Source organism: Kitasatospora sp. GAS1066B (genome assembly GCF_041262605.1).
Classification (GTDB): Bacteria; Actinomycetota; Actinomycetes; order Streptomycetales; family Streptomycetaceae; genus Kitasatospora.
In genome coordinates this window covers 16,255-41,009 of the sequence record NZ_JBGCCO010000022.1, presented here as the reverse complement: position 1 = coordinate 41,009, position 24,755 = coordinate 16,255, and the positions used below count along the sequence as shown (strand labels likewise).

The following is a 24,755-nucleotide window of genomic DNA, read 5'->3' as shown; positions in this document are numbered from 1 at the left end:
CCTTTCTGCCCCGGCTTGCGCTAGCCCTTCGAACTCCAGTTGCTCAAGGGCGAGTTGAGTCGAGCCGAGGTCGACAGTGCGTGCTGCTCGTGGCTCCGAGTGTGCTGGCGTCGGCGGCTCGCAGCCTGCCCTTGCCAGGGGCAGGCTCTCTGACGTCCCGTTGCCGGATACTCGGGGCATGAACAAGAAGCCGCCGTTGGGAGAGTTCCTCAGGACCCGCCGAGCGCAGTTGCAGCCGGCGGATGTGGGGCTCCCGGACTTCGGAGAGCGCCGTCGTGTGCCCGGGCTGCGCCGTGACGAGTTGGCCCAGCTCGCCGGGGTGGGCCTGTCCTACTACACGCGACTTGAACAGGGCGGCTCGCTCAACGCGTCACCCGAGGTGCTGGAGGCGCTGGCCCGCGCCCTCGGTCTCGACGAGGTGGAGCGCGCCCATCTGCACGATCTGGCCGGCGCGGCACGCCGCACCACCACCTGGCGCAGGCCCGCGCCGGAGCGGGCCGGCGACGCGACCCGGCAACTGGTCGACGCGCTCGGCGACACACCCGCGGTCGTGCTCGGCCGCCGCAGTGACGTACTGGCCTGGAACCGCACCGGACACTCGTTGTTCGCCGGGCATCTGGACCCGCGGATCCCCGATCAGCCCGACCAGCGCCCGAACATGGCGCGACTGGTGTTCCTGGACGCGCACACCCGGGACCTGTTCGTGGACTGGCCGAAGAAGGCCAGGAACGTGGTCGGCAAGCTCCGGCTCGCCGCCGGGCGGCACCCCGACGATCCCCGGTTGGCCTCGCTCATCGGTGAACTGACCATGAAGAGCCCGGAGTTCGCCACGATCTGGGCCGAGCACGGGGTCAGGAAGTGGGCCCTTGCGGCGTACCGCATGCACCACCCGGTCGTCGGCCGCATGGAGCTCAATCTGCAGTCCCTGAACGTCCCCGGCGAAGAGGGCCAACGCATCGTCGTGGCCACGGCGGGCGCCGACACCGCGTCCGCGGCGGCGCTCTCGCTGCTCGCCCGACTCGACACCCCGACCGCGCCGCGCACCGTGCACGCCGAGCGCACCGGGCACGCCGAAACCGCGGAACCCACGCCGACGGTCACCAACAGCCCTCGCTGAAGCTGAATCCGGGCGCATACGTCCTGCGAGGCACCCTTCCCCGATACGACACCTTCCTCCAGGGCGCGCCATGTCCGCGCGCCGGAACGGACGAGAACAGCATGAACAAGAAACTGTCAGGAGTAGCCCTGGCGGTCGCGTCCGTCGTGATCGGAACCTTCGGTTTCGCTTCGGTGCCGGCCGCCGCGGCCCAACCCGGCAAGGCGGCCGTCCATGTCGCCGCACACTTCGACCTGGCCTCGGGGCAGACACCGGAGAACGCGGCCACCGAACCTGACGGCAGTCTCGACGTGACCTTCTCGGTGGCCCGGCAGGTCGCCCGGGTCGATGCCGACGGCTCGACGCACATCCTGGCCACCATGCCGCTGCCTGCTGACGGCGGGGTCAACACGCCCGCTCTGCACTTCGCGGCGACCATGGGGATCGACCGCGACGCCGACGGAACCCTGTACTTCCTGTACGCCGCCGGCACCGCCGACCTGACCGGTGTGTGGCGGCTGCGCCCGCACGGAACCCCGGAGCGCATCGCCGCGCTGCCCGCCGCCGCCCTGCCCAACGGCATGGCGCTGGACCAGCGGCACGGCATGCTCTACATCGCCGACTCGGTGCTCGGCACGATCTGGGCGGTCCCCAAGGCCGGCGGGCCGGCAACCGCGTGGTCGACCGCGCCTGAACTCGCCTTCTCCGGTCTGGCGGGTGCCAACGGACTGAAGATCCACAACAACGCGCTGTGGGTGTCCAACACCGACCAGGGCACCATCGTGCGGATCCCCTTCCTGCCGGGGCGCCGGCCCGGTCCGGTCCAGACCCGGGCCACCGGACTGACCACCGTCGACGACTTCGCCTTCACCGGCCGCGGTGACGAGATCCTGGCCGCGCTCAACCACACCGACCAGGTCGTCCGGATCCGTCCCGACGGCAGCCACTCCACCGTGCTGACCGCCGCGGACGGCCTGCAGAACCCCACAGCGATCCAGGTGCGGTGCGGAACGGTGTACGTGCTCGATGCCGCCTACGTCACCGCCAAGGACCCCAACCTGCTGACCGTGGGCCTGCGGGAGCTGCGCTGACCAGCTCGATGACGACGACGATGACGGTGGGCCGGGTCAGGATCGACCGTGTCCTGGAGCACGAGATGGCGACCCGGCCACCCGCGCAGATGTTCCCCGCTCACCTGCGCGGCGGACTGGCTGCCGAGATCGAACGATCCGCCGGCGCGTTCGCCGTCAAGAAGTGGGGTTTCACCACATGAACAGTCCGCCAGTCGTGCGCATGGCCACCGGTCAGGTCCGCGGCGTGGTGGAGGGCGGGTGCGCCGTCTTCCACAGCATCCCGTATGCCGCCGCCCCGGTCGGCGCGGCACGTTTCGCCGCGCCGGGCCCCCCGCCCCGGTGGGACGGGATCCGGGACGCCACCCGGCCTGGGCCGAGTGCCCCCGCGCCGGCCCGGGACTTCGGGCTGTTGGACCTCACCCCGTTGCTCGGGGCCGGCCCGAGCGGAGGTGGGGACTACCTGACCGTCACCGTGAGCACTCCCGGTCCCGGAGGAGGCGGTCTTCCCGTCATCGTGTTCGTGCACGGCGGCGGATTCATCTCCGGCACCGGACAGTCCGAGCTGTACGAGGGTACCTCCTTCGCCCGCGACGGGGTGGTGCTGGTCACCCTGAACTACCGTCTCGGCGTGGCGGGTTGGCTGGACCTGCCCGACGCCCCTGCCAACCGCGGGCTGCTGGACGTCATCGCCGCGCTGCGCTGGGTCGCAGCCAACATCCACGTCTTCGGCGGTGACCCCGCGCGGGTGACCGTCTGCGGGCAGTCGGCCGGTGCGATGATCGTCGCGTCCCTGCTCGCCTGCCCGCAGGCGGACGGCCTGTTCCAGCGCGCGATCAGCCAGAGCGGAACCGGTGAGTGCGCCTACGAACCGGAGCAGGCCGCACGCGTGACCGGTGCCGTCGCCCAGGCCCTCGGAACCGCCCCCACCGCCGTGGCGCTGGGTGAACTGACCGACGCCCGGCTCACCGCGTTGATCGGAGAACTGCCGCCGATCGATCACGCCGCGCACGGCTTCCTGGACACCATGCTGGGATCCAGCCCGTTCAGACCCGTCATCGACGGCATCCTCCTGCACGGACAGCCGGCCAGGACAGTGCTGGCTGCCACCGGAACGGAACTCCTGATCGGCACCACCACGGACGAGGCCGACACCTACACCGTGCCCTCCGGTGTGCTGGACACGGCGACCGATGTCGAGCTGCTCGCCGCCGCCCGACGCCGCGTTGCTGATCCGGAGCAGCAGGTGGCCGCCTACCGGGCACGGTTCCCGGGCGAGAGGCCGGGTCGCCTGCTCTCGCGAATGATCACCGATACGTTCACCGCCGGCAGTCGTCGACTGGCGCAGGCACACGCCTCCCGATCGGGCGGACGAACCTTCAGGTACGAATTCGCCTGGCGGTCGCAGGCTTTCGCCGGCGCACTGGGCGCCTGCCACTGCCTCGAACTGCCCTTCGTCTTCGATCGCTTGAAGCTGCCCGCCCTGCGGGGTGAGCACGCCCTGCTCGGCACGGGTCGCGCCCCGCTCGAGCTCGCCGCCGAGATGCACGGCGACTGGGTCCGCTTCGCCACCACCGGCGAACCCGGCTGGGACCAGGACACCACCCACCGCTACTGCGCGGGGGACGACCTCGGCCGGCTCCACCCGAAGTAGGTGTGGCAGTCGGTGCCCGCACGGTGGCGGCACTGGACGACTACGCTGGTGCGCGTTGGGGCAGCCTGTGGCGCCCGGCCGGCCGACGGTGCCCGGTCCGGAGCGATGCGCAAGATCGTTCAGAACCGTTGTGAGACCGAGGAGATACCCAGGTGGTAGAGCGCAAGCCCATCGAGTCGTGGTTGACCGACATGGACGGGGTCCTCATCCACGAGGGCACCCCGATCCCGGGCGCCGACGAGTTCATCCGCCGGCTCAAGGAGTCCGGCAAGCCGTTCCTGGTCCTGACCAACAACTCGATCTACACCCCGCGCGACCTGGCCGCCCGGCTGGCCGGCATGGGCCTGCACGTGCCCGAGGAGTGCATCTGGACCTCGGCGCTGGCCACCGCGAAGTTCCTGGCGGGCCAGCGCCCGGACGGCACCGCCTACGTGATCGGCGAGGCGGGGCTGACCACCGCGCTGTACCAGGTGGGCTACGTGCTCACCGACAACAACCCCGACTACGTGGTGCTCGGTGAGACCCGCACGTACAGCTTCGAGGCGCTGACCAAGGCGATCCGGCTGATCAACGCCGGCGCCCGGTTCATCTGCACCAACCCCGACGAGACCGGTCCCTCCACCGAGGGCGTGCTGCCGGCCACCGGCTCGGTCGCGGCGCTGATCACCAAGGCCACCGGCGTCGAGCCGTACTTCGTCGGCAAGCCCAACCCGCTGATGATGCGTGAGGCGCTGAACACCGCCGGGGCCCACTCGGAGAGCGCCGTGATGATCGGCGACCGGATGGACACCGACATCGTGGCCGGCATGGAGGCGGGCATGGAGACGGTGCTGGTCCTGACCGGGCTGACCTCGAAGGACGACATCGAGCGGTTCCCGTACCGGCCGACCCGGGTGGTCAAGTCGATCGCGGATCTGATCGAGCTGGTCTGACGGATGCTCAGGGGGCGGGCCCCGGCGGGCGCGGGCCGGGCTCGGGCGAAGGTTGTCGGCGCGGCTGTGTAGCGTGCGGGATGAACGATGGCGGACGGGCCGCTGGGGCCCGCCCGGTTGGGGAAGGTTGATGTGGTGACCGAGGTCGCTGAGGTGGACACCGTGCCGGACGACGAGCGCGGGGGAGAGTTCGAACTGCCGGAGCCCTGGCGGGAGGTGCTGGCCGCCGAGACGGAGCAGCCGTACTTCGCGCAGCTGGCCGAGTTCGTCGCCGCCCAGCGGGCCGAGCACGAGGTGTTCCCGCCGCGCGGGCGGGTCTTCTCGGCGCTGGCCGCCACCGGCTACCAGGACGTGCGGGTGCTGGTGCTGGGCCAGGACCCGTACCACGACAACGGCCAGGCGCACGGCATGAGCTTCTCGGTGCTGCCCGGGACGAAGACCCCGCCCTCGTTGCGCAACATCTTCAAGGAGCTGCACAGCGACCTGGGCCTGCCGGTGCCGGACAACGGTTACCTGATGCCGTGGGCCGAGCAGGGCGTGCTGCTGCTCAACGCGGTGCTCACGGTGCGCGCGCACGAGGCCAACTCGCACAAGGGCAAGGGCTGGGAGAAGTTCACCGACGCGGTGATCAAGGCGGTCAGCGACCGGCCCGAGCCCTGCGTCTTCGTGCTCTGGGGCAACTACGCGAAGAAGAAGCTGCCGCTGATCGACACCACGCGGCACGCCGTGGTGCAGGGCGCGCACCCCTCGCCGCTGTCGGCCAAGCTCTTCCTCGGCAGCAAGCCGTTCTCGCAGATCGACGCGGCGCTGGCCGGCTTCGGCGGCAAGGCCATCGACTGGCGGATCCCGGATCTCGGCGCCTGACCCGGCGCGTTGACAGCGGGGTGAGGAGGCGTGAGCCCCTGTGGCGGAGTGTCGCCGCAGGGGCTCACGAGCGTCGGTATCAGCCGGCGGTGCCCAGGAAGCTCTCCCAGCCATTGGCCGGCGCCTGGCCGACGTTCAGCGTCCGCAGCTTGCGCAGCGTCGACTCGTCCTGCGCCTCCAGCCAGTCCACCAGCTGACGGAACGACACCAGGCGCACCTCGGGCTGCCCGGCGATCTGCTTCAGCGCCGTCTCGACGGCGTCCATGTAGATGCCGCCGTTCCACTGCTCGAAGTGGTTGCCGACGAAGAACGGCGCCCGGTTGCCGTTGTAGGCGCGGTTGAAGCCCGCCAGGTAGGCGCCGGCGGCCTGGGTGTGCCACTCGTCGTGCTTGCTCGGGTCGCCCTTGGGGTCGCCGTTCGACTGGTTGGCCATGATGTTGTAGTCCATCGAGAGGACCTCGAAGGGCTTTCCCGGGAACGGGATGGACTGCAGCGGGAAGTTCCAGACCTGCCCGTTCTGCACCTTCTGCGGCCAGGTCTGCTTCTCGCCCGGCGAGCTGGCGTCGTACTTCCAGCCGAGCTTGGCGGCGGTCGGCAGCAGCCCCTTCTGGCCGTCCAGGCACGGGGTGCGCCCGCCGATCAGCTCCTTGGTGTAGTCGAAGGGCAGCGGCGGCAGGTCGGTGAAGCCGGTGTTGGTCTTCCACTGGGTGACGAAGGAGACCGCCTGCTGGATCTCGCTCGCCCAGTCGTCCGGCGACCAGCGGTTGACGCCGTTGTGGTCGGGGCGGGTGGAGCAGAAGTGGCCGTTGAAGTGGGTGCCGATCTCGTGCCCGTCCAGCCAGGCCTGGCTGATCAGCTTGATGGTGTTGCGTATCGCGCCGTCCGACAGGTACGGGATGTCGGAGGCGCCGATCGAGTGCTGCGGCGGGTGGTACAGGCTGGTCTTGGTCTTCGGCAGCGTGTAGATGCCGGAGAGGAAGAAGGTGAAGGTCGCCTTGTTCTCCTGGGCGAGCTTCAGGAAGCGGTCGAACTGGCCGTCGTCGGTGGCGCCGGCGCCGTCCCAGGAGAAGACCACGAACTGCGGCGGGCGCTGACCGGGGGCCAGCTTGTCGGGCTTGGGCTGGTTCGGCTGCGGGCCGGTGTCGGCGGTCGAGCCGTCGCCGATCGGGGTGACCTTGCCGGACGGCGAGGCGCTGGGCGCCGGGCTGCCGCTACCGGGCGTGCCGGTCGGTGAGTTGCCGGCCGTGACCGCGTCCGAGTGGGAGGTGCCGCTGCCGCACGCGGTGAGGGCTCCCAGGGCCGCGGTGGCCGCCGATGCGCTCAGCACTTTCCTGCGCGAGATGCTGCTCATGGTCTCCCCAGCCAGGTCAGGTCTGGTCGCTCGGCGGGTGGGCGGGAGCGATCAGGAAAAATACGGCAATTGATCAGTATTTTTAAAGAAGGATGTCATGGAGCGCTGCTTGGATCCAAGCAGGCTCGGTGAGTCATGACACGTTGCACAGGACGGCCGGAAGTCGATCGGCGGCTGCGGGCAGGGGAGTTCTGTTGCAGTCCTGAGACACTCGGTCCCGCTCCGGGCCGATCGTGCGGGAGGCGTCAGGCCGCGTCGGCGGCGGCCGTCGACAGGCGGCGCTGCCGGTGGACCAGGCGGGCGACGGCCGCGCTGATCGAGGTGGCGGCGACGCAGGAGACCAGCATGCTCAGCCAAGCGGTGTTGAACCAGTGGCTGTTCAGCCAGCCCAGGGTCACGATGTAGCCGGCCCAGACCAGCGCGGCCAGCGCCGACCAGCGCAGGAAGCGGTGCGAGGGAGCCGGGGAGTGCCCTATCGCCAGGTCCAGTACGGTCCGTCCACCCGGCACGAAGCGGGCCACGATCACCACCGTGGCCGCCGTCCGGCTGGTCCGCCCCTCCAGCGACTGCCCCATCTTGCGCACGCTGGCGGCCAGTTGGGGGCGCTTGGCGAGCCGTCGGCGCAGGAACGGGGCGCCGCGCCGGGCCAGGGTCAGCAGCAGTACGTCACCCAGGAAGGAGGAGAGGGCGACGGCGGCCGCCAGGAACACCGGTGCTCCGGCTATCCGGTCGGTCTTCAGCACGGCCAGGATCACCAGCGTGCCGCTCGGCAGGAACGGCAGAAAGGCGTCGCCGAGCACGGCCAGCACGGCCAGCACGCAGAACCAGGACGACGTCGTGAGCGTCGCGCTTCCCATGATCCAACTCCCTCCGGACCGCCCGGAGAGACAGGTGGCTCAGGTCGCCTACGCTATCGGCTCTTCATGAACCTTTGCTAAGTGCCCCCCTGAACGGCGGGTGGACAGCGTCGGGTCGGCGCTGCTAACGCCTCTCTTGCGTCGCGTGGTGAGAGTGAGCGGGGGCGAAAAGGCGTGAGCCCCTGCGGCGGGGTGTCCGCCACAGGGGCTCACGAGGGTCGCCCGGAACTGGTCCAGCCCGTCGGCGTTGCTGAGGAGTGGGGTGCTGGTGGGCGCCCCGCTGTGACTCCAAGCCTGCCAAAGAGGGGCGCTGTCGCGCGAGATCGGCGCCTGGCGAGATCCGGCGCTGGCGTGATCCCGCCAGCACGCTGGGCGACGGCCCGCGATCACCGACGCCCGCGGTCACCGACGCCCGCGGTCACCGACGGACCGTCAGCCGAGCAGCGGGTCCGGCACCGCCTGCCACGGGCGGGCCAGCACGATGAACGAGGCGAGCGCCGCCAGCGCCATCCCGAGGATCACCACCGCCATCGGCAGCGCGCTGTCGTGCCCGCCGAGCCCCACCAGCGCGGGCGCGATCGCCCCGGTGAGGAACTGCACGGTGCCCAGCAGCGCGGAGGCGGTCCCGGCAGCGTGCGGGGCGCGCTGCAGGGCCAGTGCCGAACTCGGCGGCGACACCACGCCGAGCGCGCCCGCCATCACGAACAGCCCGGCGGTCAGCCCGGCCAGCCCGCCGCGGTGGCTCACCGCCATCAGCACCAGCGCCGTCCCGGACAGGGCGAGCAGCACCGCGCCGGTCAGCTGGATCCGGTGCGAGCGGTAGCGGCCGAGCAGCCGACGCCCGGTCAGCTGGGACAGGGCCACCAGCCCGGTCTCGACCAGCGCGAAGAGCAGGCTGTAGCGCTGCGCCGAGCCGTGGTAGACCTCCTGCACCACGTACGGCGACCCGGCGATGAAGGCGAAGAGCGCGCCGAAGCCGAAGGCCACCGTCAGCAGGTAGGCGGTGAACAGCCGGTCGGCCAGCAGGCCGCGCATGGTCCGCAGGGTGTCCGGCAGCCCGCCGCGCCGGCGACGCGCGGGCGGCAGCGTCTCGCGGACCAGCAGCGCCGAGGTGACCAGGATCACCACGCCGAGCACCGCCAGCACCCCGAACACCCCGCGCCAGGAGGTGAACCGCAGCAGCTGCCCGCCGAGGATCGGCGCCAGCAGCGGCGCCGCCCCCGAGACCAGCATCAGGGAGGAGGCGAAGCGGGCGGCCGCCAGGCCGTCGAACAGGTCCCGGACCACGGCCCGGGAGATCACTATTCCGGCCGCGCCGGACAGGCCCTGCACCAGGCGGCAGACGATCAGCACCCGGACGTCGCCGACCAGCGCGCAGCTGGCCGTGGAGAGCACGTACAGGCCCAGGCCGATCAGCAGCGGACGGCGCCGCCCGAGCGCGTCGCTGAGCGGGCCCGCCACCAGCTGGCCGAGCGCGAGGCCGACCAGGCAGGCCGTCAGGGTCAGTTGGACCAGCGCGTCCGAGGTGTGCAGGGCGCCGGTGATCCGGGGGAGCGAGGGGAGGTACATGTCCATCGACAGCGGCGCGAGCGCGCTCAGCGAACCCAGCACCAGGGTCAGCAGCAGGCCGACCTTGCGGAGGGCGCCCGGGGAGGCGTCCGCGGGGGCGGCGAGCGGTGCGGTGGCCGAGGCGGGCGAGTGCGACATCGTCCCACCGTAGGGCCTGCGGCCGGGAACAGCGTGCGGCCGGGAACAGCGTGCACCCGGGCGCTGTTGTCCGGTGCGGACAGGCAGTGTGCAGCGGAAGGCGAGAACTGATGAGCGGCGAGGACCAGCGGCAGAGCGGGCAGGGTGCCGGCGGCGGCAGCCGGCAGGACGTCAGGCAGGACGTCAGAGGGGTCGCGCGCGGCACCGCCCCCGCCCCGCTGTCGATCCTCGACCTGGCCACCGTCGGCGCCGGCTACACCGCAGGCCAGGCGCTGGCCGCCACCACCGAGCTGGCCCGCGGCGCCGAGCAGTGGGGTTATCACCGCTTCTGGGTGGCCGAGCACCACGGCATGCCGGGGGTGGCCAGCTCCACCCCCGCCGTGCTGCTCGCCCACCTCGGCGCGCACACCAGCACCTTGCGGCTGGGCTCCGGCGGCGTGATGCTGCCCAACCACGCCCCGCTCGCCGTCGCCGAGGAGTTCGGCCTGCTGGAGGCGCTGCACCCGGGCCGGATCGACCTGGGCCTGGGCCGGGCCCCCGGCACCGACCCCGCCACCGCCCGCGCGCTGCGCCGCGGTGAGCACGAGGACCCGGACGACTTCCCGCGCCGGCTGGCCGAGCTGACCCACTTCCTGGACGGCGACTTCCCCGACAGCCACCCCTACGCCCGGCTGACCGCGGTGCCCAGCGGCCCCGAGCGCCCGCCGATCTGGCTGCTCGGCTCCTCCGGTTTCAGTGCCCAGCTGGCCGGTCGGCTCGGTCTGCCGTTCGCCTTCGCCCACCACTTCAGCGGTGCCAACACCGTCCCGGCGCTGGAGCTGTACCGGGAGAGCTTCCGTCCCTCGGCGGTGCTGGCCGAGCCGTACGCCCTGATCGGTGTCAGCGCGGTGGCCGTCGCCGAGGGCGGGGTGCCCGAAGCACGCCGGCTGGCCGCCTCGGCCGGGCTCGGCATGCTGCGCCTGCGCCGCGGCATGCCCGGGCTGATCCCGACGCCCGAGGAGGCGGCCGCCTACCCCTACAGCCCCGCCGAGGCCGACTTCCTGGACGACTGGCTGGGCAACGTGGTGCTGGGCGGTCCGGACGAGGTCGCCGACGGCCTGGAGGAGCTGCGCAAGCGCACCGGCGCCGACGAGCTGATGATCACCTCCCGGGTGCACGGCCACCAGGAGCAGTTGCGCTCGTACGAGCTGATCGCCCAGGCCTACGGGCTGACGGCGGGTCAGTAGCCGGCATCGCGCAGCCCGCGCGGCAGCCGCTACGGCCGCAGCGCGGTGTGGCCGGCGGCCGGCTGCTCGGCCGCGGGCAGCCGGTCGGTGCCGTGTGGCTGGTCGGCCCCGGCAGGGCGGATGCGCCCCTCCCGCAGTATTCCGGCGACCAGCGCGGCCTCACCGGGCCGGGCGAAGTACCAGCCCTGCGCGGTGTCGCAGCCGGTCAGCCGCAACCGCTCGGCCTGGGCCGCGCTCTCGATGCCCTCGGCGGTGACGGTCAGCCCCAGGTCGTGGGCGAGGCGGACCATCGCGCCCACGATCTGCTCGTCCGCCTCGCTGCGCCGCGAGCGCAGGTCGGGGCGGCCGACCGGGGCGGGGTCGCGGAAGCCCTCGATGAAGGTGCCGTCCAACTTCAGCGCGTGCACCGGCAGGCGGGAGAGATAGGCGAGGTTGGAGTAGCCGGTGCCGAAGTCGTCGATGGCGATCCGCACCCCCATGTCGGCCAGCGCCTGCAGTGCCTGCAGCGGTCGGCCGCCCGGCCCGAGCACCGCGCTCTCGGTCAGCTCCAGCTGGAGCAGCCGGGCCGGCAGTCCGGTGCGCTCCAGCACCTGGGCCACGTCCGCCACCACGTCGGAGTCCCAGACCTGACGGGCCGCCAGGTTGACGCTCACGAAGGCCTCGGTGTCCGGGAACTCGGCCAGCCAGCCGCGCGCCTGCCGGCAGGACTCCTCCAGCACCCACTTGCCGAGCGGCACGATCGCCCCCGACTCCTCCGCCAGCGGGATGAACCGGTCCGGCGAGAGGGTGCCGAAGCGCGGATGGCGCCAGCGGACCAGCGCCTCGGCGCCGTGCACGGTGCCGTCCGCCAGGCCCACCAGCGGCTGGTACTCGACGGTGAACTCGCCGCGCTCCAGGGCCGGGCGCAGCGCCGTGGAGAGCAGCCGGCGGGTCAGCTGGTGGGCACCGCGGTCGCGGTCGTAGAGGGTCCAGCGGGCCCGGCCGTCGGACTTGGACCAGTAGAGGGTGGCGTCGGCGTCCTTCACCAGGTCGGTCGGGCTGGTGCCGTTGACCGGCCGCTCCACCACGCCGACGCTGGCGGTGACCGCGAGCCGGTGCCCGGCCACCTCGAAGGGCCGCTCCAGCACGGTGAGCACCTGGGCGGCGAGCTTGGTCAGCTGCTCGCTGCCCTCGCTGTCGGCGACCAGCACGGCGAACTCGTCACCGCCGAGCCGGGCCACCAGCAGCCCTTCGTCGGCGCTGAAGCGCCGCTCCAGCCGGGCCGCGACGGCGGTCAGCAGCTGGTCGCCGATGTGGTGGCCGAGCGTGTCGTTGATCGCCGCGAAGCCGTCCAGGTCCAGGTAGCAGACCCCGACCCGCCGTCCGGCCTCGACCTCCCCCGGGCGCTGCGGGGAGGGCAGGCAGGCCGCGTTGAGCCGCTCGAAGAAGAGGGTGCGGTTGGGCAGCCGGGTGAGCGGGTCGTGCAGCGCCTGGTAGGCCAGCCGGTCGCCGAGCCGGCGCCGCTCGGTGATGTCCTCGAACATCGCCAGCGTGTAGAACGGCTCGCCCTCGGCGTCCCGGACCAGCGAGATGGTGACGCTGCTCCAGACCTCGCGCCCTTCACGGTGCTTGAGCCGCTTCTCCACCCGCAGCCGGTCGCGCCGGCCGGCCACCAGCTCGCGGTAGAGCCGGCGCGGGGTGTCCTCGGGGTCGATGATCTCGTGGATGTGCATCCGGGCCAGCTCGGCGACCTCGCGGCCGAGCATCGCGGCGAACGCCGGGTTGGCCTCGATCACCAGGTCGTCGGTGTCGACCAGGACCATCCCGATGCCCGCGTCGGCGAAGGCGGCCCGGAGCCTCAACTCGCTGGCCCGCAGCGCGGCGAGCAGCTCGCCGGCATCGGCCACGGGGACCGTCACCACGGGCGCGGCGCCGGCCAGCAGCTCGGCGGGCAGCGGGGTCGCGCAGCTGGGGCACTGGACGGTGGGGCGGCCGTCGGCCGGTTCCGGCGAGGCCGCGTGGCCGTCGACCGGCTGCCCGTCGACCGGGCGGCTGCCGGCCGGTTGCCGGTCGACCGGCAGGGGCGAGGCTGGGCGCAGCGCGTCCTGTCGCACGCCATTGCGGTGTGCGTCGGCCCCCTCGTTCCGGCCTCGCACTGCTCGCTCCCGTCCGCCGCTGACGCTCGCTTGCCACACGCTCTTTCGCGCCGCTGCCGCCGACTGCGGGCCGACCGGTTTCAGCCGGACCGGCCCGTTGTCAAGAAGTAGAGCGCTGCGCCCGATCATAGGCCGCGTGCGGAAGCCTGGGCCACAGCCGACAGGGTGATTCGCCGTGTTTCGGAAGAGGCCGGGCGTGCAACAGACACGCCCCCGGCGGGCACCAGGTGGTGCGCGCCGGGGGCGTGCGCGGGGCGATCTGCGCCTCGGGGGCCGCAGTGCTGGCCAGTGCCGCGTCAGGCCAGTTCGGCGCTGAGCGTGATGGTGGTGCCGGTCAGCGCCTGGCTCACCGGGCAGTTCTTCTTGGCGCCCTCGGCCGCCTCCACGAAGGCTGCCGCGTCCAGCCCGGGCACCTCGCCGCGTGCGGTCAGGTGGATGCCGGTGATGCCCTCGCCGGGCTGGAAGGTCACGTCGGCCTTCACCTCCAGGCGGGTCGGCGGGGTGCCGGCGCCGGTCAGGCCGTGCGAGAGCGCCATCGAGAAGCAGGCCGAGTGGGCGGCCGCGATGAGCTCCTCGGGGCTGGTCTTGCCGTTCGCCTGCTCGGCGCGGGAGGGCCAGGAGACCGGCTGGGTACCGATGCCGGACGAGTCGAAGGTGACCTCGCCCGATCCCTTGATGAGCTCGCCCTGCCAAACCGTGTGAGCGGTGCGCGTAGTAGCCACGATCGGTACCTCCTGATGCACAGTGAGAGACAGTCGGTGTGTCAGTTCCGGTCACGCCGGGCCCAGCCTACTGCTCGACGGCCGCCACTCAGGGGAGCTGACAGAAGGTCACCTTGGCGCCGCTCGGGTCGGTGCACGGCACCATCCGGCCGTACGGCGAGTCGAACGGGTCGCGCAGCACTCGACCGCCCAGCCCGATCACCTGGTCGGCCGCGTGGTCCGCCTCGGGCACCGCGAAGTAGGTCGACCAGTGGGGCTGCGGCACCGCCGCCCGGTAGCGGCCGCAGACCGGCAGCCCGGCCGAGCCCGGCACGCTCCACGCCGTGTAGTCGAAGGCCCGCCCGTCGCCCACCTGCTTCTGCTGGTACGGGAAGAGCTCGGCGTAGAAGGCGTCCGCCGGCTCGGGCTCGGGCGTGGTGAGCTCGTGCCAGCACATCGCCCCCGCCTCCCCGTACACCGCCGCGCCCTGGTGGCCGCCGGCCTGCCAGAGTCCGAAGGCCGCGCCGGCCGGGTCGAAGGCGTAGGCGAGGCGCCCGGCGCCCGGGACCTCGTGCGGACCGAGGACCGCGGTGCCGCCGGCCCGGGCGACCCGGTCGTAGACGGAGTCCAGTTCCCGGGTCGCCAGGTAGACGTTCCAGGTCGGCGGCAGCTTGTCGCCGCCGGCCGGGGGCGGCATCAGCGCGGCGGCCGGGCGCCCGTCCAGCAGGCACATGGTGTAGCCGTTGTAGTCGGCGCCGAGCTCCTGGAACTCCCAGCCCAGGATCGGGCCGTAGAAGTCCTGGACGCCGAGCGGATCGGCACAGGTCAGGTCGACCCAGCAGGGGGCGCCGTCGGGGTAGGAGTCGCGCAGGGGCATGGAGGGGGCCTTTCGGGCTGGGGATCGCTGTCTGTGCGTCAGAATCCGACCGCCCGTCACCGTCCGCAACCGGAACGCGCCGTACGGTACCCGCTGTGCCGTGGGGTGCACTGTCCACATGGCGGACGATCGGCGCAATCCGGGCGAACCCTCGCCGGGTCGCCTGTTAGATTTGCCCGGCCCGCGCGCCGGGCAGTCCCCAGGCCGCCGGCCCCAGTCCGCGCTCGGCCCCCGTGGCCGGGGCGCCCGAACCGGAGCAGACCCGATGACCGAGCAGCCCGCGCCCGACCGCACCACCTCGCTGGACGACGTGGACGACGCCGTCCGCGCCGAGCTGGCCGCCCTGCGGCAGAGCATCGACAACATCGACGCCGCGATCGTCCACATGCTGGCCGAGCGCTTCAAGGCCACCCAGCGGGTGGGCACCCTGAAGGCCGCCCACCGGCTCCCCGCCGCCGACCCGGCCCGCGAGCGCGACCAGATCGACCGGCTGCGCGAGCTGGCCGCCGGGGCGCGGCTGGATCCGGTCTTCGCGGAGAAGTTCCTCAACTTCATCATCGCCGAGGTGATCCGCCACCATGAGGCGATCGCGAGCGACGCGATGAGCGGCCGCAGCCCGTCCGCGTGAGGTTTCGCGGGTGCGGCCGGCGGGTCCCGGCCGAGTTCTGGCTGCTGGCTGCTGGCGGCTAGCGGCGCTGCTCGGCCGGTGCGGTCCGCTCGGTCGGCGTGCTCGGCTCGGTCCGGCCGGGCGGCGGGGCCTGGCCGGCCGGCACGGTGATCGGCTCGGCTGGCGGCTCCTCGGGGGCGCGGCCTGCCTGGGCGGCGAAGGCGCCGAGCAGCACCAGCAGGCCGCCGATCAGCTGGGTGGTGCCCAGGTGCTCGTCCAGCAGGAACCAGGCGGTGACGGTGGCGACGACCGCCTCGATGTTGGCGACCACGCCGGCGACCGGCGGGGAGAGGTGGCGCACCGAGACCACGCCGGTCAGGTAGGCGAGCACGGTGGCGACCAGGACCATCCAGGCCGCGGGCAGCAGGGCCGGTACGTGGTGGCCGGCCATGGTGACCCGGCCGCCCAGCTTGCTCCAGTCCGCCTCCCAGGGGCGGGTCACCACGGTCAGCGTGAGCGCCCCGATCAGCAGGCCGAACGCGGCCACCCCGAGCGGGTCGGCGGGCTTCTCGCCGCGACCGCCGGCGTCCGCGAGGACGAAGTAGCCGACCTGGCAGCAGGCCGCGCCGAGGGCGAAGAGCACGCCGAGGGCGTCCAGGCTCAGCCCGTTCCACACCTGCACCACGAAGGCCAGTCCGGTCACCGCCACCCCGGCACCGAGCGCCGCGCCCCGGGTCACCGGGCGGCGCTGCACGAAGCGCACGTAGACGAGCAGCAGCGGCGGTCCGAGGTACTCGATCAGCAGCGCGACGCCGACCGGGATCCGGGATATCGCCGCGAAGTAACAGGCCTGCACGCCGGCCACGCCGAGCAGTCCGAAACCCAGCAGCAGCCCGGGCCGGTCCCGCACGATGCTCCGATGGCGCCAGGCCAGCGGCAGCAGCACCACGGCGGCGCCGGTGGCCCGCAGCCACACCACGTGCAGCGGTGACAGGCCCGCCTCGATCAGCGGTTTGGCGGCGGTGCCGGAACCCCCGAAGGACACGGCGGAGATCAGCGCGAGCGTGAGGCCGACGGCCCGGCGGGAGCGGTGCGTGGTGGCCGGGGAGGAGTGCATCGGTGCATTCTGCCAGGTCCCGGACAAATGCGGTCGAGCGGGCGTCAGGCGGCGCCGACCAGGGCCGGCGGCGAGCCGCTCGGGCGGGCCGGTGCGGGCGGGCCGGTCTCGGTGGGCGCCTCCGGGGACGGGGGCTGGGACGGGGGCGGGGTGGGCCTCGCCGGGGTGGTGGGCGGCGTCGGGGTCGGCGGCGCCGGGTGCGTGGTGCCGGGCGAGGGGGAGGGGACGGGCGGTGCGGCCGTCGGCGGGGCCGTCGGCGCGGTCGAGGGCCCGTGCGACGGTACGCGTGAGGGTGCGTGCGGAGGTGCTGTCGGTCGGCGGTGCGTCGGCGCCGGGCTGTGCGGGCCCGCCGCACCGGGACCCGTGCTCGGCCCGGCCGCGGCGTCCTCGGCCGGGGCACCGGCACTCGGCGGGGTGAAGGCACGGACCGCCTTGCCGTCCAGCGCCGCCGTCATGTAGTCGGTCCAGATCCGCGCCGGATACCCGCCGCCGTTGACCCGCCCGCCGCCCGCCGTGCCGGAGAGCGTGACCTGCTGGCCGGTCCCGGCCTGCTCGCCGAACATCGCCACCGAGGTGACCAACTCCGGTGTGTAGCCGACGAACCAGGCCGAGCGGTTGCCGTCGGTGGTCCCGGTCTTGCCGGCCGCCGGGCGGCCGAGGTCCTGGGCGCGCCAGCCGGTGCCGCCGTCGTCCGCGATCACCCCCTGCAGCATCTCGGTGACCTGCCGGGCGGTCTGCTCGCCGACCGCCCGGCCGCTCCGCTTCGGCGGCAGCGGCACGTCGGTGCCGTTCAGCTTGACCGACTCGACCAGCCACGGGGTGATCCGCTGCCCGTCGTTGTCCAGCGTCGCGTAGACCCCGGCCATGTCCAGCACGCTCGGCATCGAGACGCCCAGCGGCAGCGAGGGCACCGGGTCCAGCTCGTTGGTGTCGGCCGGCAGTCCCAGCGCGATCGCGGTCTGCTTGACCTTCTCCAGCCCGGTGTCCTGGGCGAGTTGGGCGAAGGCGGTGTTGACCGACCAGTCGGTGGCCTGGCGCAGGGTGATCCTGCCGTACTCGCGCTCGCCCTCGTTCGGCGGTGCGTACGGCGGTTTCGCGCTGCCGCCCTGCACGGGGCGGCGGTTGGCGCCGTCGTAGACGGTGTCCGGGGTGATGGCCTGCCCGTCCTGCGTCCTCGCGCCGCTCTCCAGGGCGGCGGCCAGCGCGATCGGCTTGAAGGTGGAACCCGCCTGGTAGTCGCGGCGGGTGGCGTTGTCGACGAAGTGCTCGGTGTAGTCGTCGCCGCCGTACAACGCCAGCACCGCACCGGACTTGGGATCCACCGAGACCGCGCCGGCCTGGATGTCGGCATCGCCCGGGCGCTGGTTCGGGTCCAGCTTGTCGGTCAACTGCCGCTGCACGGAACGCTGCAGGTCCGCCTGGCGGGCCGGGTCGATGCTCAGGGTGATCCGGTAGCCGCCCTTGGCCAGCGCGGCCTCGTCCACCAGCTGGTGCGCGACCAGGTAGTCCTTGGCCGCGTCCACCAGGTAGCCGGCCTGCCCGGCGAGCCCGAGCGCGGGCTGCGGCGCGCGCACGGTGGGGAGGGTGAGGGCGGCCCGGTCGGCGGCGGCCAGCCAGTTCTCCTTCACCATGCCGTCCAGCACGTAGTTCCACCGGGCGGTGGCCGCGCGTTTGCCGGCCTCGGTGGCGGTCGACAGGTCGTAGGCCGAGGGCGCGTTCAGCAGGGTGGCCAGGTAGGCGCCCTGGGCCGGGTCCAACGTGGCCGCGTCGACGCCGAAGTAGGCCTGCGCGGCCGCCTGGATGCCGTACGCGCCGCGCCCGTAGTAGGTGGTGTTCAGATAGTTCGCCAGGATCTCCTGCTTGGAGAGGGTGGCGTCCACCTTGAGCGCGATGAAGATCTCCTGGACCTTCCGGCTGATCGTCTGCTGCTGCGTCAGATAGGCGTTCTTGACGTACTGTTGAGTGATCGTCGAACCGCCTTGGGCGCCCTTGCCGGTGGCGGTGTTCCAGCCCGCGCGCAGCAACGCGGCCGGGTTGACGGCGCCCTCGCGGTAGAAGCCGCGGTCCTCGGCCGCCAGGACGGCGTGCTGCGCGTCGGTGGAGACCTGGTCCAGGCTCACGCTCTGCCGGTTGGTCTGGCCGGTCTGGGCGAGCACCGTGCCGTCCCGGTAGAGCCAGGTGTTGCGCTGCGCGGTGGCGGCCGCGTGCGCGTCCGGGACCTTGACCAGCGCCACACCGAGCGCGAAGAGGCCGGTGCCGAGCAGCAGCGCCGCGAAGGTCGAGAAGAGCGCGAACCGCCAGGTCGGCACCAGCCGTCGCCAGCCCTGGCGGTGCGGTCGTCCCGAGTGCAGCACGCGGCGCGGCAGCGGGCGGGAAGCGGTTCGCGGCACGGGTGGGCCTTTCCTGTCAGCCCCGTGACGGTCGTTCACGCGGTGGATGGGCGGTGGCTGGGCGCTGGCTGTTCTGGCTGGTCCGGGTCGGACCTGGGCAGGGACCTGGCCAGCCTGCCCGGGGCCGTTCGATGGATGCTAGGGACTTTTGTCCCGTTTTTGAGTAAGTGACACGAGTTGTTGCGATTAGGGTGGGATCGTGCAGCGGTGCGGCTGCCCGGCGGTCGGGCGCAATGGGCGGAGGCGGTGGGGCCGTGGGTAACTCTCAGCTCCCCGAGGGCAGCCGGCTGCTGCGGATCGACGGCACCGTCACGCATGTGCGCCGCGAGGGCAGCGGGCCGGTCTGCGTGCTGAGCGGCGGGCTCGGCTGTGCCTGGTTCGACTGGGACGCGGTGGCCGCACTGCTGGTGCCGCACCGCACCGTGGTCCGCTTCGACCGGCCGGGCTACGGGCTCAGCGCGGCCGCGGCCGGCCCGGCCACGCTCGCCGGTGAGGCCGAGCGGATTCGGCAACTGCTGGACGGGGTCGGCCTGTTCGAGCCCTGCGTGGTGGTCGGCCACTCGTTGGCCGCATTCCACGTGGAGGCCTTCGCGCGGCTGCATCCGGACCGCACGCGCGCCGTGGTGCTGGTCGACGGGAGCGTCGAGCCGCGCGCCAGGGCTCGCCCGTTGCCCGGCGTCCGGGTGGCGGCGGCGCGGGCGGTGGCCGGTGCGGCCCGGGCCCTGGCCGTGCCCTACCTGCTGGGGCCGCCCGGGCGGCGGCTGGTGGTGCGACTGGCCACCGCGCAGCGCCGCGACCCCGCCCCGCGGGCACTGGTGCGGCGCTGCTACCGGACCGCGCGGGCGCTGCGCGCGGCCCTGCTGGAGAACACCTGCTACCTGGACCAGGCCGCCGAACTACTGTCGTTGCGCGAGGAGTTGCCGCTGACAGCGCCGGCCGTCGCGCTGGCCGCGAGCTCGGCTTTCGGCCTCGCCGCCGCCGCGGGCTGCGGTGCCGGGCGGGGGACCCGTCGGCGGTTGGAGCGGCAGGCGCTGCTGGCGGCGGAGCTCGGCGGCGGGCTGCACATCGTGGCGCCCGCCGGGCACCTGCTGATGCTGGATCAGCCGGCTGCCGTGGCGGCGGCGGTGCTGGAGTTCTGAGCCTCCGCCGGCCCGGGTGGCTTTCTCGGCTCCGTCGGCTCTTCAGGCGCCTGAGGTCCTTGAGGCTCTTGAGGCGTTTGCGGTTCGGTTGCCTCCGCCGGTTCCGTCCGGGCCGGCAGCGGCAGCCAGAGGCGCACCGCGAAGCCGCCGTCCGGCTCGGGACCCGCCTCGATCGTCCCGCCCAGGATGCAGGCCCGTTCGCGCAGGCCGATCAGCCCGTGGTGCCCGCCCGGCAGCTCGGGCTCGGTGCGCGGCCCGCTGGGGGCGGCGTTGCGCACGGTGACCCGCAGGCAGTCCGGTTCGATCCGCAGCAGCACCTCGGTCGGCGCGCCCGGCGCGTGCTTGCGCACGTTGGTCAGCGCCTCCTGCGCCGTGCGGTAGGCGGCCCGCTCCACCGGCTCCGGCAGCGGGCCGTCGAGGCAGCCATCGACCCGCAGCACCGCGTCCACCTCGGCGGCCGCCACCAGCCGTGCCAGGTCGGCCAGCCGGGGCTGCGGCGCCAGTTCGGTCGGCCCGGCGCCGGCGGCCCGCAGCACGATGATCATCGACCGCAGCTCCTCCAGCGTCGCCACCGCGAGCCCGCGCAGGATGCCCGCGGTCTCCCGGGTCGCCGGGTCCTTGGTGGTCACCTGCAGCGCCCCCGCCTGCACCGCGATCAGCCCCGCCTGGTGCGAGACCACGTCGTGCATCTCCCGGGCGATCCGGGCCCGCTCCTCGGCGATCACCGTCTTCGCGTACAGCGCGCGCTCGTGGTCGCGCAGTTCGGCGAGCTCCGCGACCCGTGCCGAGAGGTCCAGCCGGGTCTGCGCGAGCAGCCCGAGCATCACCGGGCCGGTGCCCAGCATGCTGGCGAAGATCAGGTGCTGGGTGATGTCGCTCCAGCTCTCCAGCCGCAGCCCGCTGATCGGCCACGGTATGAAGCTGCCGACCACCACTGCCAGCGCCACCAGGGCCTTCTGCCACTGCGCCCGCTCGGTGCGGGCCACCGTGTAGGCGGCGATCATGGCGGCGAGCAGCGCGTTGCCCGCGTACAGTCCGGGCAGCGTGAGCAGCAGCACGGTGCGCGGGAAGCGGCGGCGCAGCAGCAGCACGGCGGCGGCCCCCAGTGAGATCAGGAAGCGCCAGTCACGCGGGGGCGGAAAGTTGAGCAGCGCGTCCAGCGCGGCCGGTATCACCAGCAGCACGTCGACCGCCCAGGCATGCCAACGGCGCTCCGGGTGCCAGAACCAGCGGCCGACGCGCGCTATCGGGCTCCGTCGCCCGCTGGGCTCTCTCGCGGCCTCGCTGGTGCTCACCCGGGTTCGTTCCTCGCCTGCTCGTGCTGCTGTTCGTCCTGTTGCTTCTGCTGCTCGTCCCGGTCCCTGAACCACTCACCCCGGACCATCCGCCCCCTGCGACGCTACAGGACCGGCCGCGCCGACGAGGCGGGCCCGGGAGCGGGCCGCACCCTCCTCAGGAGTGGTGAGGTCGAGGACGGCCTGCCGGCTCGGCGGCCGGGGCCGGGGCGCGCTGTCGGCGCGCCATCGGGCAGCGGGCCCCGGCCGCGCCATGACGGAGTGTCAGTGGGCGCTGTTCTACTGGACTGCGCCGTGCGACCGGCCGGCCGCACACGGACCCGGAGGAGTCGAGCCATGGGCATGTCGCTGCGCAATGTGACCGCGATCACCTTGTTCGTCGAAGACCTGGAACGGTCCAGGGAGTTCTACCGGACGGTCTGCGGCCTGGACCCGATGTACGAGGACGCGGACTCGGCGGCCTTCAAGTTCGACAACACGATCATCAATCTGCTGAAGACCACCGCGGCGGACGAGGTGGTCGCGCCGTCGCCGGTAGCTGCTGCGGGGCTGGGCGCGCGCTGCCTCTACACCATCTCGGTCGACGACACGGACGAGGCCGTCGCGCGGCTGGCCGAGCTGGGCGTGCCGGTGCTGGGTGGGCCGATCGACCGCCCGTGGGGCCTGCGCACCGCCGCTTTCGCCGACCCGGACGGCAATGTCTGGGAGGTCGCGCAGGAGCTGCCTTCGGTGGCGAACTGACGCCCAGGACAGCCGGCCCCGCAGGGCACTCGCTCAGCAGGGTGTCCCGCGGGGCCAGTTGTACTGGGCGTCGATCCGGTATTCGCCCGGGGCCGGGGCGGTGAGCTCGGTCCAGTCGCCCTTCTGACGCAGGCAGGTGCCGCCCGGGCCGTGTGCGGTGAGCCAGGGGGACCACGGGATGCGCACCAGGACGGGGCCGGGCGCGCTGACGGTGAGCTGAAGTTGGGCGGCGTCGGCGCGCTCCACCGTGGCCGGCGGGTCGGCGAGCGGGACGGCGTCGGTGAAGCGGAACAGCTGCCAGTGGTCGTCGTGCCAGACCTCCCGCAACCAGGCGGGGCCGGTGCGGATCAGGGCCGCCTCGGCGTTCGCGGCCGCGTCGGTGGCGCCGGCCGGGAGGGCGACGTAGCCGACCGACCAGCGCTGAAGCCAGTCGTGGTAGCTCGCCGGGGTGAGGGTGTTGTCGTAGAAGAGCGGGTTCCGCTGGACATCGGCCTGGCGGTTCCAGCCGCGGGCCAGCTCGGCCGTGTCGACCAGGCCCCAGGACTCCCAGTGGTTGAGCATCGGGACGGCTTCGACCCTGGCCTGGTCGGCGTGCAGCAGGCGCAGCTCGGCGAGCAGGGCGTCGGCCTGGCCGGCGGGGGGCGGGGTGGGGATGCCGATGATGTTGGCGCTGACCGTCCAGTACGCGGTCACCGCGAGCGCGAGCAGCGCGGCGGGGGTGCGCCGCCAGCTGAACGGGCGGGTGCAGAGCGCGGCCAGTACCAGCACGCTGCCGAAGATCAGCGGGAGCCGCTCCACATTGCTGCCGATCGGGGTGCGGAAGGCCCAGGTCAGCCCGGAGCCCACGGCGTAGACCAGGCAGCCGATCCGCAGGGTCCGCCAGGACGGCGGGCTGATCAGCGCCACCACGGCGGCGCAGCCGACGCAGATCAGGGCGGTGGGTCCGGAGATCGGGTCGATCCCGGAGCCGGGGAAGAGCACTGCCGCGCCCAGCACCACCACGGGCGGCGGCAGGGCCAGTGCCCAGCCGGTCCGGCGGCGGCCGGTGAGCAGCAGCGCGGCCGCCACGACCTCGACGAAGAGGCCGGCCACCGGGCTGGCCATGGTGGCGAGCAGTGCGCAGAGGGCCGCCCAGGCGTACCGCTGCCAGCCGGAGCCGCGTGCGGGGGCGGTGGCCTGCCCGGCTCCGCTCGGTCCTGAGTCGATCGGCAGCAGCGCGGCCAGGCCGAACATGATGCCGAGCGCGAAGGTCACCCGCCCCGCGGCCACGTTGCAGGACAGTGCGAAAGCGCCCCACAGCGCCACTGGCAGCGGTCGGCGGACACCCGCACGGACGACCAGGTGGGCGAGCAGTGCCGCCGAGACGACGCAACTGGCCACCGCGACCGTGCGCACCCCGAACAGGGCCATCAGCCAGGGGGTCAGCACGCTGTAGGAGGCGGGGTGCATGCCGCCGTACCAGGCCAGGTCGTATGCCGAGCCCGGGTGGTGCGCCGCGAAGTCCGCCCAGGCCCACTGGGCGGCCAGGTCCCCGCTGACCCCGGCGACGTACCGGGCCCAGAGCACCCCGAGCAGCAGCGCGGCCGCTGCGGCGACCCAGACCGGTCGGCTCAGGGCCGGCCGCCGCGGCAGCGCTCCCACCCGGCCGGCGGGCGTCGGTGGGGACGGTGGCGCGGCTGCCTGCTGCGGAGCGCTCACAGGGTCTGGTACTCCTGTCATCGAAGGGTCGGCGGTCAGGCCGGCGGACGGTTGGTGTGCACCCTCTCCAAGGATCATCACAAGCCGCCGGGCGGCGGTGGTAACCGGGGCCGCCTGAGGGGCTGTCAGCTCACACGTCGGGAGTACATGCGGCGGTTCGCCGGGCGCCGGCTGGTGGCGCTGCCCCGGTGAGGCTCACGGGTGCTGAAACGCGGGTGCTGAAACGCGAAGGCGCTGAAACGCGAGGGACGACAGGCGCGGGACGGAAACGCAATGGGGCGCTCTCCCGGAGGAGAGCGCCCCATCAGGCGTGTGCCTTGTTGTGCGCCGCCAGGGACTCGAACCCCGGACCCGCTGATTAAGAGTCAGCTGCTCTAACCAACTGAGCTAGCGGCGCTTGTTCAACGCCGAGAACAGTACCTGACCAGCGGGCCTTTGTTGAAATCGGCTGGAGCGCCGCTCACGTTCGAGAGCGGTGCTCTCGCTTCGGATCGCCGCCCTCGTGGTCAGCTCATCAGCTGAACGTCCGGCTGTGGCCGGTGAGTTCGGAAGTCCCGCCTGCCGGGGCCGCCGCTGCCGGAGCCGGTTCAGGCCGCCGGTGCCTTCGTCCGCAGGATCTCGATGAACGCCCGCAGCCAGCCCGGGTGGTCCGGCCAGGCGCGAGCCGAGACGAGCATGCCGTCCACCACGGCCTCGCCGTCCCGGTAGGTGGCGCCCGCCGCCCGGACGTCCGGCTCCAGTGCCGGGTAGGCGGCGGTGGTCCGGCCGCCCAGGACGCCGGCCGCGCCGGTGATCTGCGGACCGTGGCAGATCTGTGCCACCGGCTTCTCGGCGTCGAAGAAGTGCCGCACGATCCGCTGCAACTCGGGGTCGTTGCGCAGGTACTCGGGGGCCCGGCCGCCGGGGATCACCAGCGCGACGTACTCGGCCGGGTCGACCTCGGCGAAGGCCAGGTCGGCGGGCCAGCTGTAACCGGGCTTCTCGGTGTAGGTGTCGAAGCCGTCCTCGAAGTCGTGCACCACGAAGCGCAGCTTCTTCTTGCTCGGCGCGGCGATGTCGACCTGGTACCCCTCCTCCTGGAGCCGCTGGTACGGGTAGAGGACCTCCAGCGACTCGGCGGCGTCCCCGGTGACGAGCAGCACCTTCACAGCCATGCGTGGCCTCGATTCGATTCGATCGGCGGTCGGGTGCGCGGCGGTAGCGGTGCGCTCACGCAGCGGCACCGTCCACCGGCGTCGCGTACATCCCCATCGGGCACAAGCGGGAAACGCCGAAGGCCTCTCGCTCAGAAGTCTGAA

Annotated in this window: 21 protein-coding genes and 1 tRNA gene; 10 read left to right on the top strand and 12 right to left on the bottom strand. The window is 72.9% G+C overall.

Translation table 11 applies throughout. The features are described from left to right. Nucleotides 1-178 precede the first annotated feature (178 nt). The 6 genes from ABH937_RS24010 to ABH937_RS23985 all read left to right on the top strand — a co-directional run bounded on the left by ABH937_RS24010 (nucleotide 179) and on the right by ABH937_RS23985 (nucleotide 5,616). Nucleotides 179-1,117: a helix-turn-helix transcriptional regulator gene (locus ABH937_RS24010; RefSeq protein ID WP_370219425.1), complete on the top strand. Its 939-nt coding sequence runs from the start codon at nucleotides 179-181 to the stop codon at nucleotides 1,115-1,117. A 101-nt stretch (nucleotides 1,118-1,218) separates the two neighbouring features. Further along, complete coding sequence (locus tag ABH937_RS24005; protein WP_370219424.1) at nucleotides 1,219-2,187, top strand: hypothetical protein; 969 nt, start codon at nucleotides 1,219-1,221, stop codon at nucleotides 2,185-2,187. A gap of 8 nt (nucleotides 2,188-2,195) precedes the next feature. Then, entirely contained in the window at nucleotides 2,196-2,369 is a 174-nt protein-coding gene (locus tag ABH937_RS24000; RefSeq protein WP_370219423.1) for a hypothetical protein, read from the top strand. 20 nt (nucleotides 2,370-2,389) lie between these two features. Further along, complete coding sequence (locus ABH937_RS23995) at nucleotides 2,390-3,820, top strand: carboxylesterase/lipase family protein (protein WP_370219422.1); 1,431 nt, start codon at nucleotides 2,390-2,392, stop codon at nucleotides 3,818-3,820. 152 nt (nucleotides 3,821-3,972) lie between these two features. Then, a complete protein-coding gene (locus tag ABH937_RS23990; RefSeq protein WP_280692483.1) occupies nucleotides 3,973-4,752 on the top strand; it encodes an HAD-IIA family hydrolase in 780 nt (259 codons plus the stop codon). Nucleotides 4,753-4,887: 135 nt separating this feature from the next. Continuing rightward, complete coding sequence (locus ABH937_RS23985; RefSeq protein WP_280692485.1) at nucleotides 4,888-5,616, top strand: uracil-DNA glycosylase; 729 nt, start codon at nucleotides 4,888-4,890, stop codon at nucleotides 5,614-5,616. A 79-nt stretch (nucleotides 5,617-5,695) separates the two neighbouring features. On the opposite strand, the gene ABH937_RS23980 is transcribed toward ABH937_RS23985, so the two are convergent. The 3 genes from ABH937_RS23980 to ABH937_RS23970 form a co-directional block, all read right to left on the bottom strand. Further along, nucleotides 5,696-6,967 carry a hypothetical protein gene (locus tag ABH937_RS23980; protein WP_280692488.1) on the bottom strand — a complete coding sequence of 424 codons (1,272 nt, stop codon included), beginning with the start codon at nucleotides 6,965-6,967 and terminating at the stop codon, nucleotides 5,696-5,698. Between the two features lie 245 nt (nucleotides 6,968-7,212). Then, nucleotides 7,213-7,824 carry a hypothetical protein gene (locus ABH937_RS23975; RefSeq protein ID WP_280692490.1) on the bottom strand — a complete coding sequence of 204 codons (612 nt, stop codon included), beginning with the start codon at nucleotides 7,822-7,824 and terminating at the stop codon, nucleotides 7,213-7,215. A gap of 432 nt (nucleotides 7,825-8,256) precedes the next feature. After that, entirely contained in the window at nucleotides 8,257-9,531 is a 1,275-nt protein-coding gene (locus ABH937_RS23970) for a multidrug effflux MFS transporter (protein ID WP_280692491.1), read from the bottom strand. 110 nt (nucleotides 9,532-9,641) lie between these two features. Here ABH937_RS23970 and ABH937_RS23965 point away from each other — a divergent pair, with 110 nt between their 5' ends. Beyond that, a complete protein-coding gene (locus tag ABH937_RS23965; RefSeq protein ID WP_370219420.1) occupies nucleotides 9,642-10,757 on the top strand; it encodes an LLM class flavin-dependent oxidoreductase in 1,116 nt (371 codons plus the stop codon). A 29-nt stretch (nucleotides 10,758-10,786) separates the two neighbouring features. Here the strand turns inward: ABH937_RS23965 and ABH937_RS23960 are convergent, their stop codons facing one another. The 3 genes from ABH937_RS23960 to ABH937_RS23950 form a co-directional block, all read right to left on the bottom strand. Continuing rightward, nucleotides 10,787-12,850 (bottom strand): putative bifunctional diguanylate cyclase/phosphodiesterase, encoded by a 2,064-nt coding sequence (locus tag ABH937_RS23960; protein WP_370219419.1) that lies wholly within the window; start codon nucleotides 12,848-12,850, stop codon nucleotides 10,787-10,789. Nucleotides 12,851-13,188: 338 nt separating this feature from the next. Continuing rightward, entirely contained in the window at nucleotides 13,189-13,614 is a 426-nt protein-coding gene (locus tag ABH937_RS23955; RefSeq protein WP_370219418.1) for an OsmC family protein, read from the bottom strand. 88 nt (nucleotides 13,615-13,702) lie between these two features. Then, on the bottom strand, nucleotides 13,703-14,470 hold the full coding sequence (locus tag ABH937_RS23950) for a VOC family protein (RefSeq protein ID WP_280692497.1): 768 nt from the start codon (nucleotides 14,468-14,470) through the stop codon (nucleotides 13,703-13,705). Nucleotides 14,471-14,735: 265 nt separating this feature from the next. On the opposite strand from ABH937_RS23950, the gene ABH937_RS23945 reads away from it, so the two are divergent. After that, a complete protein-coding gene (locus tag ABH937_RS23945; RefSeq protein ID WP_280692498.1) occupies nucleotides 14,736-15,098 on the top strand; it encodes a chorismate mutase in 363 nt (120 codons plus the stop codon). Nucleotides 15,099-15,156: 58 nt separating this feature from the next. Here the strand turns inward: ABH937_RS23945 and ABH937_RS23940 are convergent, their stop codons facing one another. Together ABH937_RS23940 and ABH937_RS23935 are read right to left on the bottom strand one after the other, a co-directional pair. Further along, nucleotides 15,157-16,194, bottom strand: coding sequence for a DMT family transporter (locus ABH937_RS23940; protein WP_280692500.1), 1,038 nt, complete (start codon nucleotides 16,192-16,194; stop codon nucleotides 15,157-15,159). A 44-nt stretch (nucleotides 16,195-16,238) separates the two neighbouring features. Then, on the bottom strand, nucleotides 16,239-18,584 hold the full coding sequence (locus ABH937_RS23935) for a transglycosylase domain-containing protein (RefSeq protein WP_370219417.1): 2,346 nt from the start codon (nucleotides 18,582-18,584) through the stop codon (nucleotides 16,239-16,241). Nucleotides 18,585-18,838: 254 nt separating this feature from the next. Here ABH937_RS23935 and ABH937_RS23930 point away from each other — a divergent pair, with 254 nt between their 5' ends. After that, a complete protein-coding gene (locus ABH937_RS23930) occupies nucleotides 18,839-19,723 on the top strand; it encodes an alpha/beta fold hydrolase (protein WP_370219416.1) in 885 nt (294 codons plus the stop codon). Here ABH937_RS23930 and ABH937_RS23925 read toward each other — a convergent pair. Then, a complete protein-coding gene (locus ABH937_RS23925) occupies nucleotides 19,684-21,018 on the bottom strand; it encodes a sensor histidine kinase (RefSeq protein WP_370219414.1) in 1,335 nt (444 codons plus the stop codon). The two genes, ABH937_RS23930 and ABH937_RS23925, sit on opposite strands and share 40 nt — an antisense overlap. Before the next feature lie 336 nt (nucleotides 21,019-21,354). Between ABH937_RS23925 and ABH937_RS23920 the strand changes: the two genes are divergently transcribed. Further along, nucleotides 21,355-21,759 carry a VOC family protein gene (locus ABH937_RS23920; RefSeq protein ID WP_280692508.1) on the top strand — a complete coding sequence of 135 codons (405 nt, stop codon included), beginning with the start codon at nucleotides 21,355-21,357 and terminating at the stop codon, nucleotides 21,757-21,759. A gap of 33 nt (nucleotides 21,760-21,792) precedes the next feature. Here the strand turns inward: ABH937_RS23920 and ABH937_RS23915 are convergent, their stop codons facing one another. From ABH937_RS23915 to ABH937_RS23905, 3 genes are all read right to left on the bottom strand, one after another. Further along, nucleotides 21,793-23,457, bottom strand: a complete 1,665-nt coding sequence (locus ABH937_RS23915) for an MFS transporter (RefSeq protein WP_370219413.1) — start codon at nucleotides 23,455-23,457, stop codon at nucleotides 21,793-21,795. Nucleotides 23,458-23,780: 323 nt separating this feature from the next. After that, nucleotides 23,781-23,854 (bottom strand) — tRNA-Lys (locus ABH937_RS23910). A gap of 190 nt (nucleotides 23,855-24,044) precedes the next feature. Beyond that, nucleotides 24,045-24,611, bottom strand: coding sequence for a DJ-1/PfpI family protein (locus ABH937_RS23905; protein ID WP_280692511.1), 567 nt, complete (start codon nucleotides 24,609-24,611; stop codon nucleotides 24,045-24,047). Nucleotides 24,612-24,755: the final 144 nt, after the last annotated feature.

Excerpts from the sequence above, each read along its gene's own strand:
- ABH937_RS24010 (WP_370219425.1), top strand. The coding sequence starts at position 179 with ATGAACAAGAAGCCGCCGTTGGGAGAGTTCCTCAGGACCCGCCGAGCG.
- ABH937_RS24005 (WP_370219424.1), top strand. The coding sequence starts at position 1,219 with ATGAACAAGAAACTGTCAGGAGTAGCCCTGGCGGTCGCGTCCGTCGTG.
- ABH937_RS24000 (WP_370219423.1), top strand. The coding sequence starts at position 2,196 with ATGACGACGACGATGACGGTGGGCCGGGTCAGGATCGACCGTGTCCTG.
- ABH937_RS23995 (WP_370219422.1), top strand. The coding sequence starts at position 2,390 with ATGGCCACCGGTCAGGTCCGCGGCGTGGTGGAGGGCGGGTGCGCCGTC.
- ABH937_RS23980 (WP_280692488.1), bottom strand. The coding sequence starts at position 6,967 with ATGAGCAGCATCTCGCGCAGGAAAGTGCTGAGCGCATCGGCGGCCACC.
- ABH937_RS23975 (WP_280692490.1), bottom strand. The coding sequence starts at position 7,824 with ATGGGAAGCGCGACGCTCACGACGTCGTCCTGGTTCTGCGTGCTGGCC.
- ABH937_RS23970 (WP_280692491.1), bottom strand. The coding sequence starts at position 9,531 with ATGTCGCACTCGCCCGCCTCGGCCACCGCACCGCTCGCCGCCCCCGCG.
- ABH937_RS23965 (WP_370219420.1), top strand. The coding sequence starts at position 9,642 with ATGAGCGGCGAGGACCAGCGGCAGAGCGGGCAGGGTGCCGGCGGCGGC.
- ABH937_RS23950 (WP_280692497.1), bottom strand. The coding sequence starts at position 14,470 with ATGCCCCTGCGCGACTCCTACCCCGACGGCGCCCCCTGCTGGGTCGAC.
- ABH937_RS23945 (WP_280692498.1), top strand. The coding sequence starts at position 14,736 with ATGACCGAGCAGCCCGCGCCCGACCGCACCACCTCGCTGGACGACGTG.
- ABH937_RS23940 (WP_280692500.1), bottom strand. The coding sequence starts at position 16,194 with ATGCACTCCTCCCCGGCCACCACGCACCGCTCCCGCCGGGCCGTCGGC.
- ABH937_RS23920 (WP_280692508.1), top strand. The coding sequence starts at position 21,355 with ATGGGCATGTCGCTGCGCAATGTGACCGCGATCACCTTGTTCGTCGAA.
- ABH937_RS23905 (WP_280692511.1), bottom strand. The coding sequence starts at position 24,611 with ATGGCTGTGAAGGTGCTGCTCGTCACCGGGGACGCCGCCGAGTCGCTG.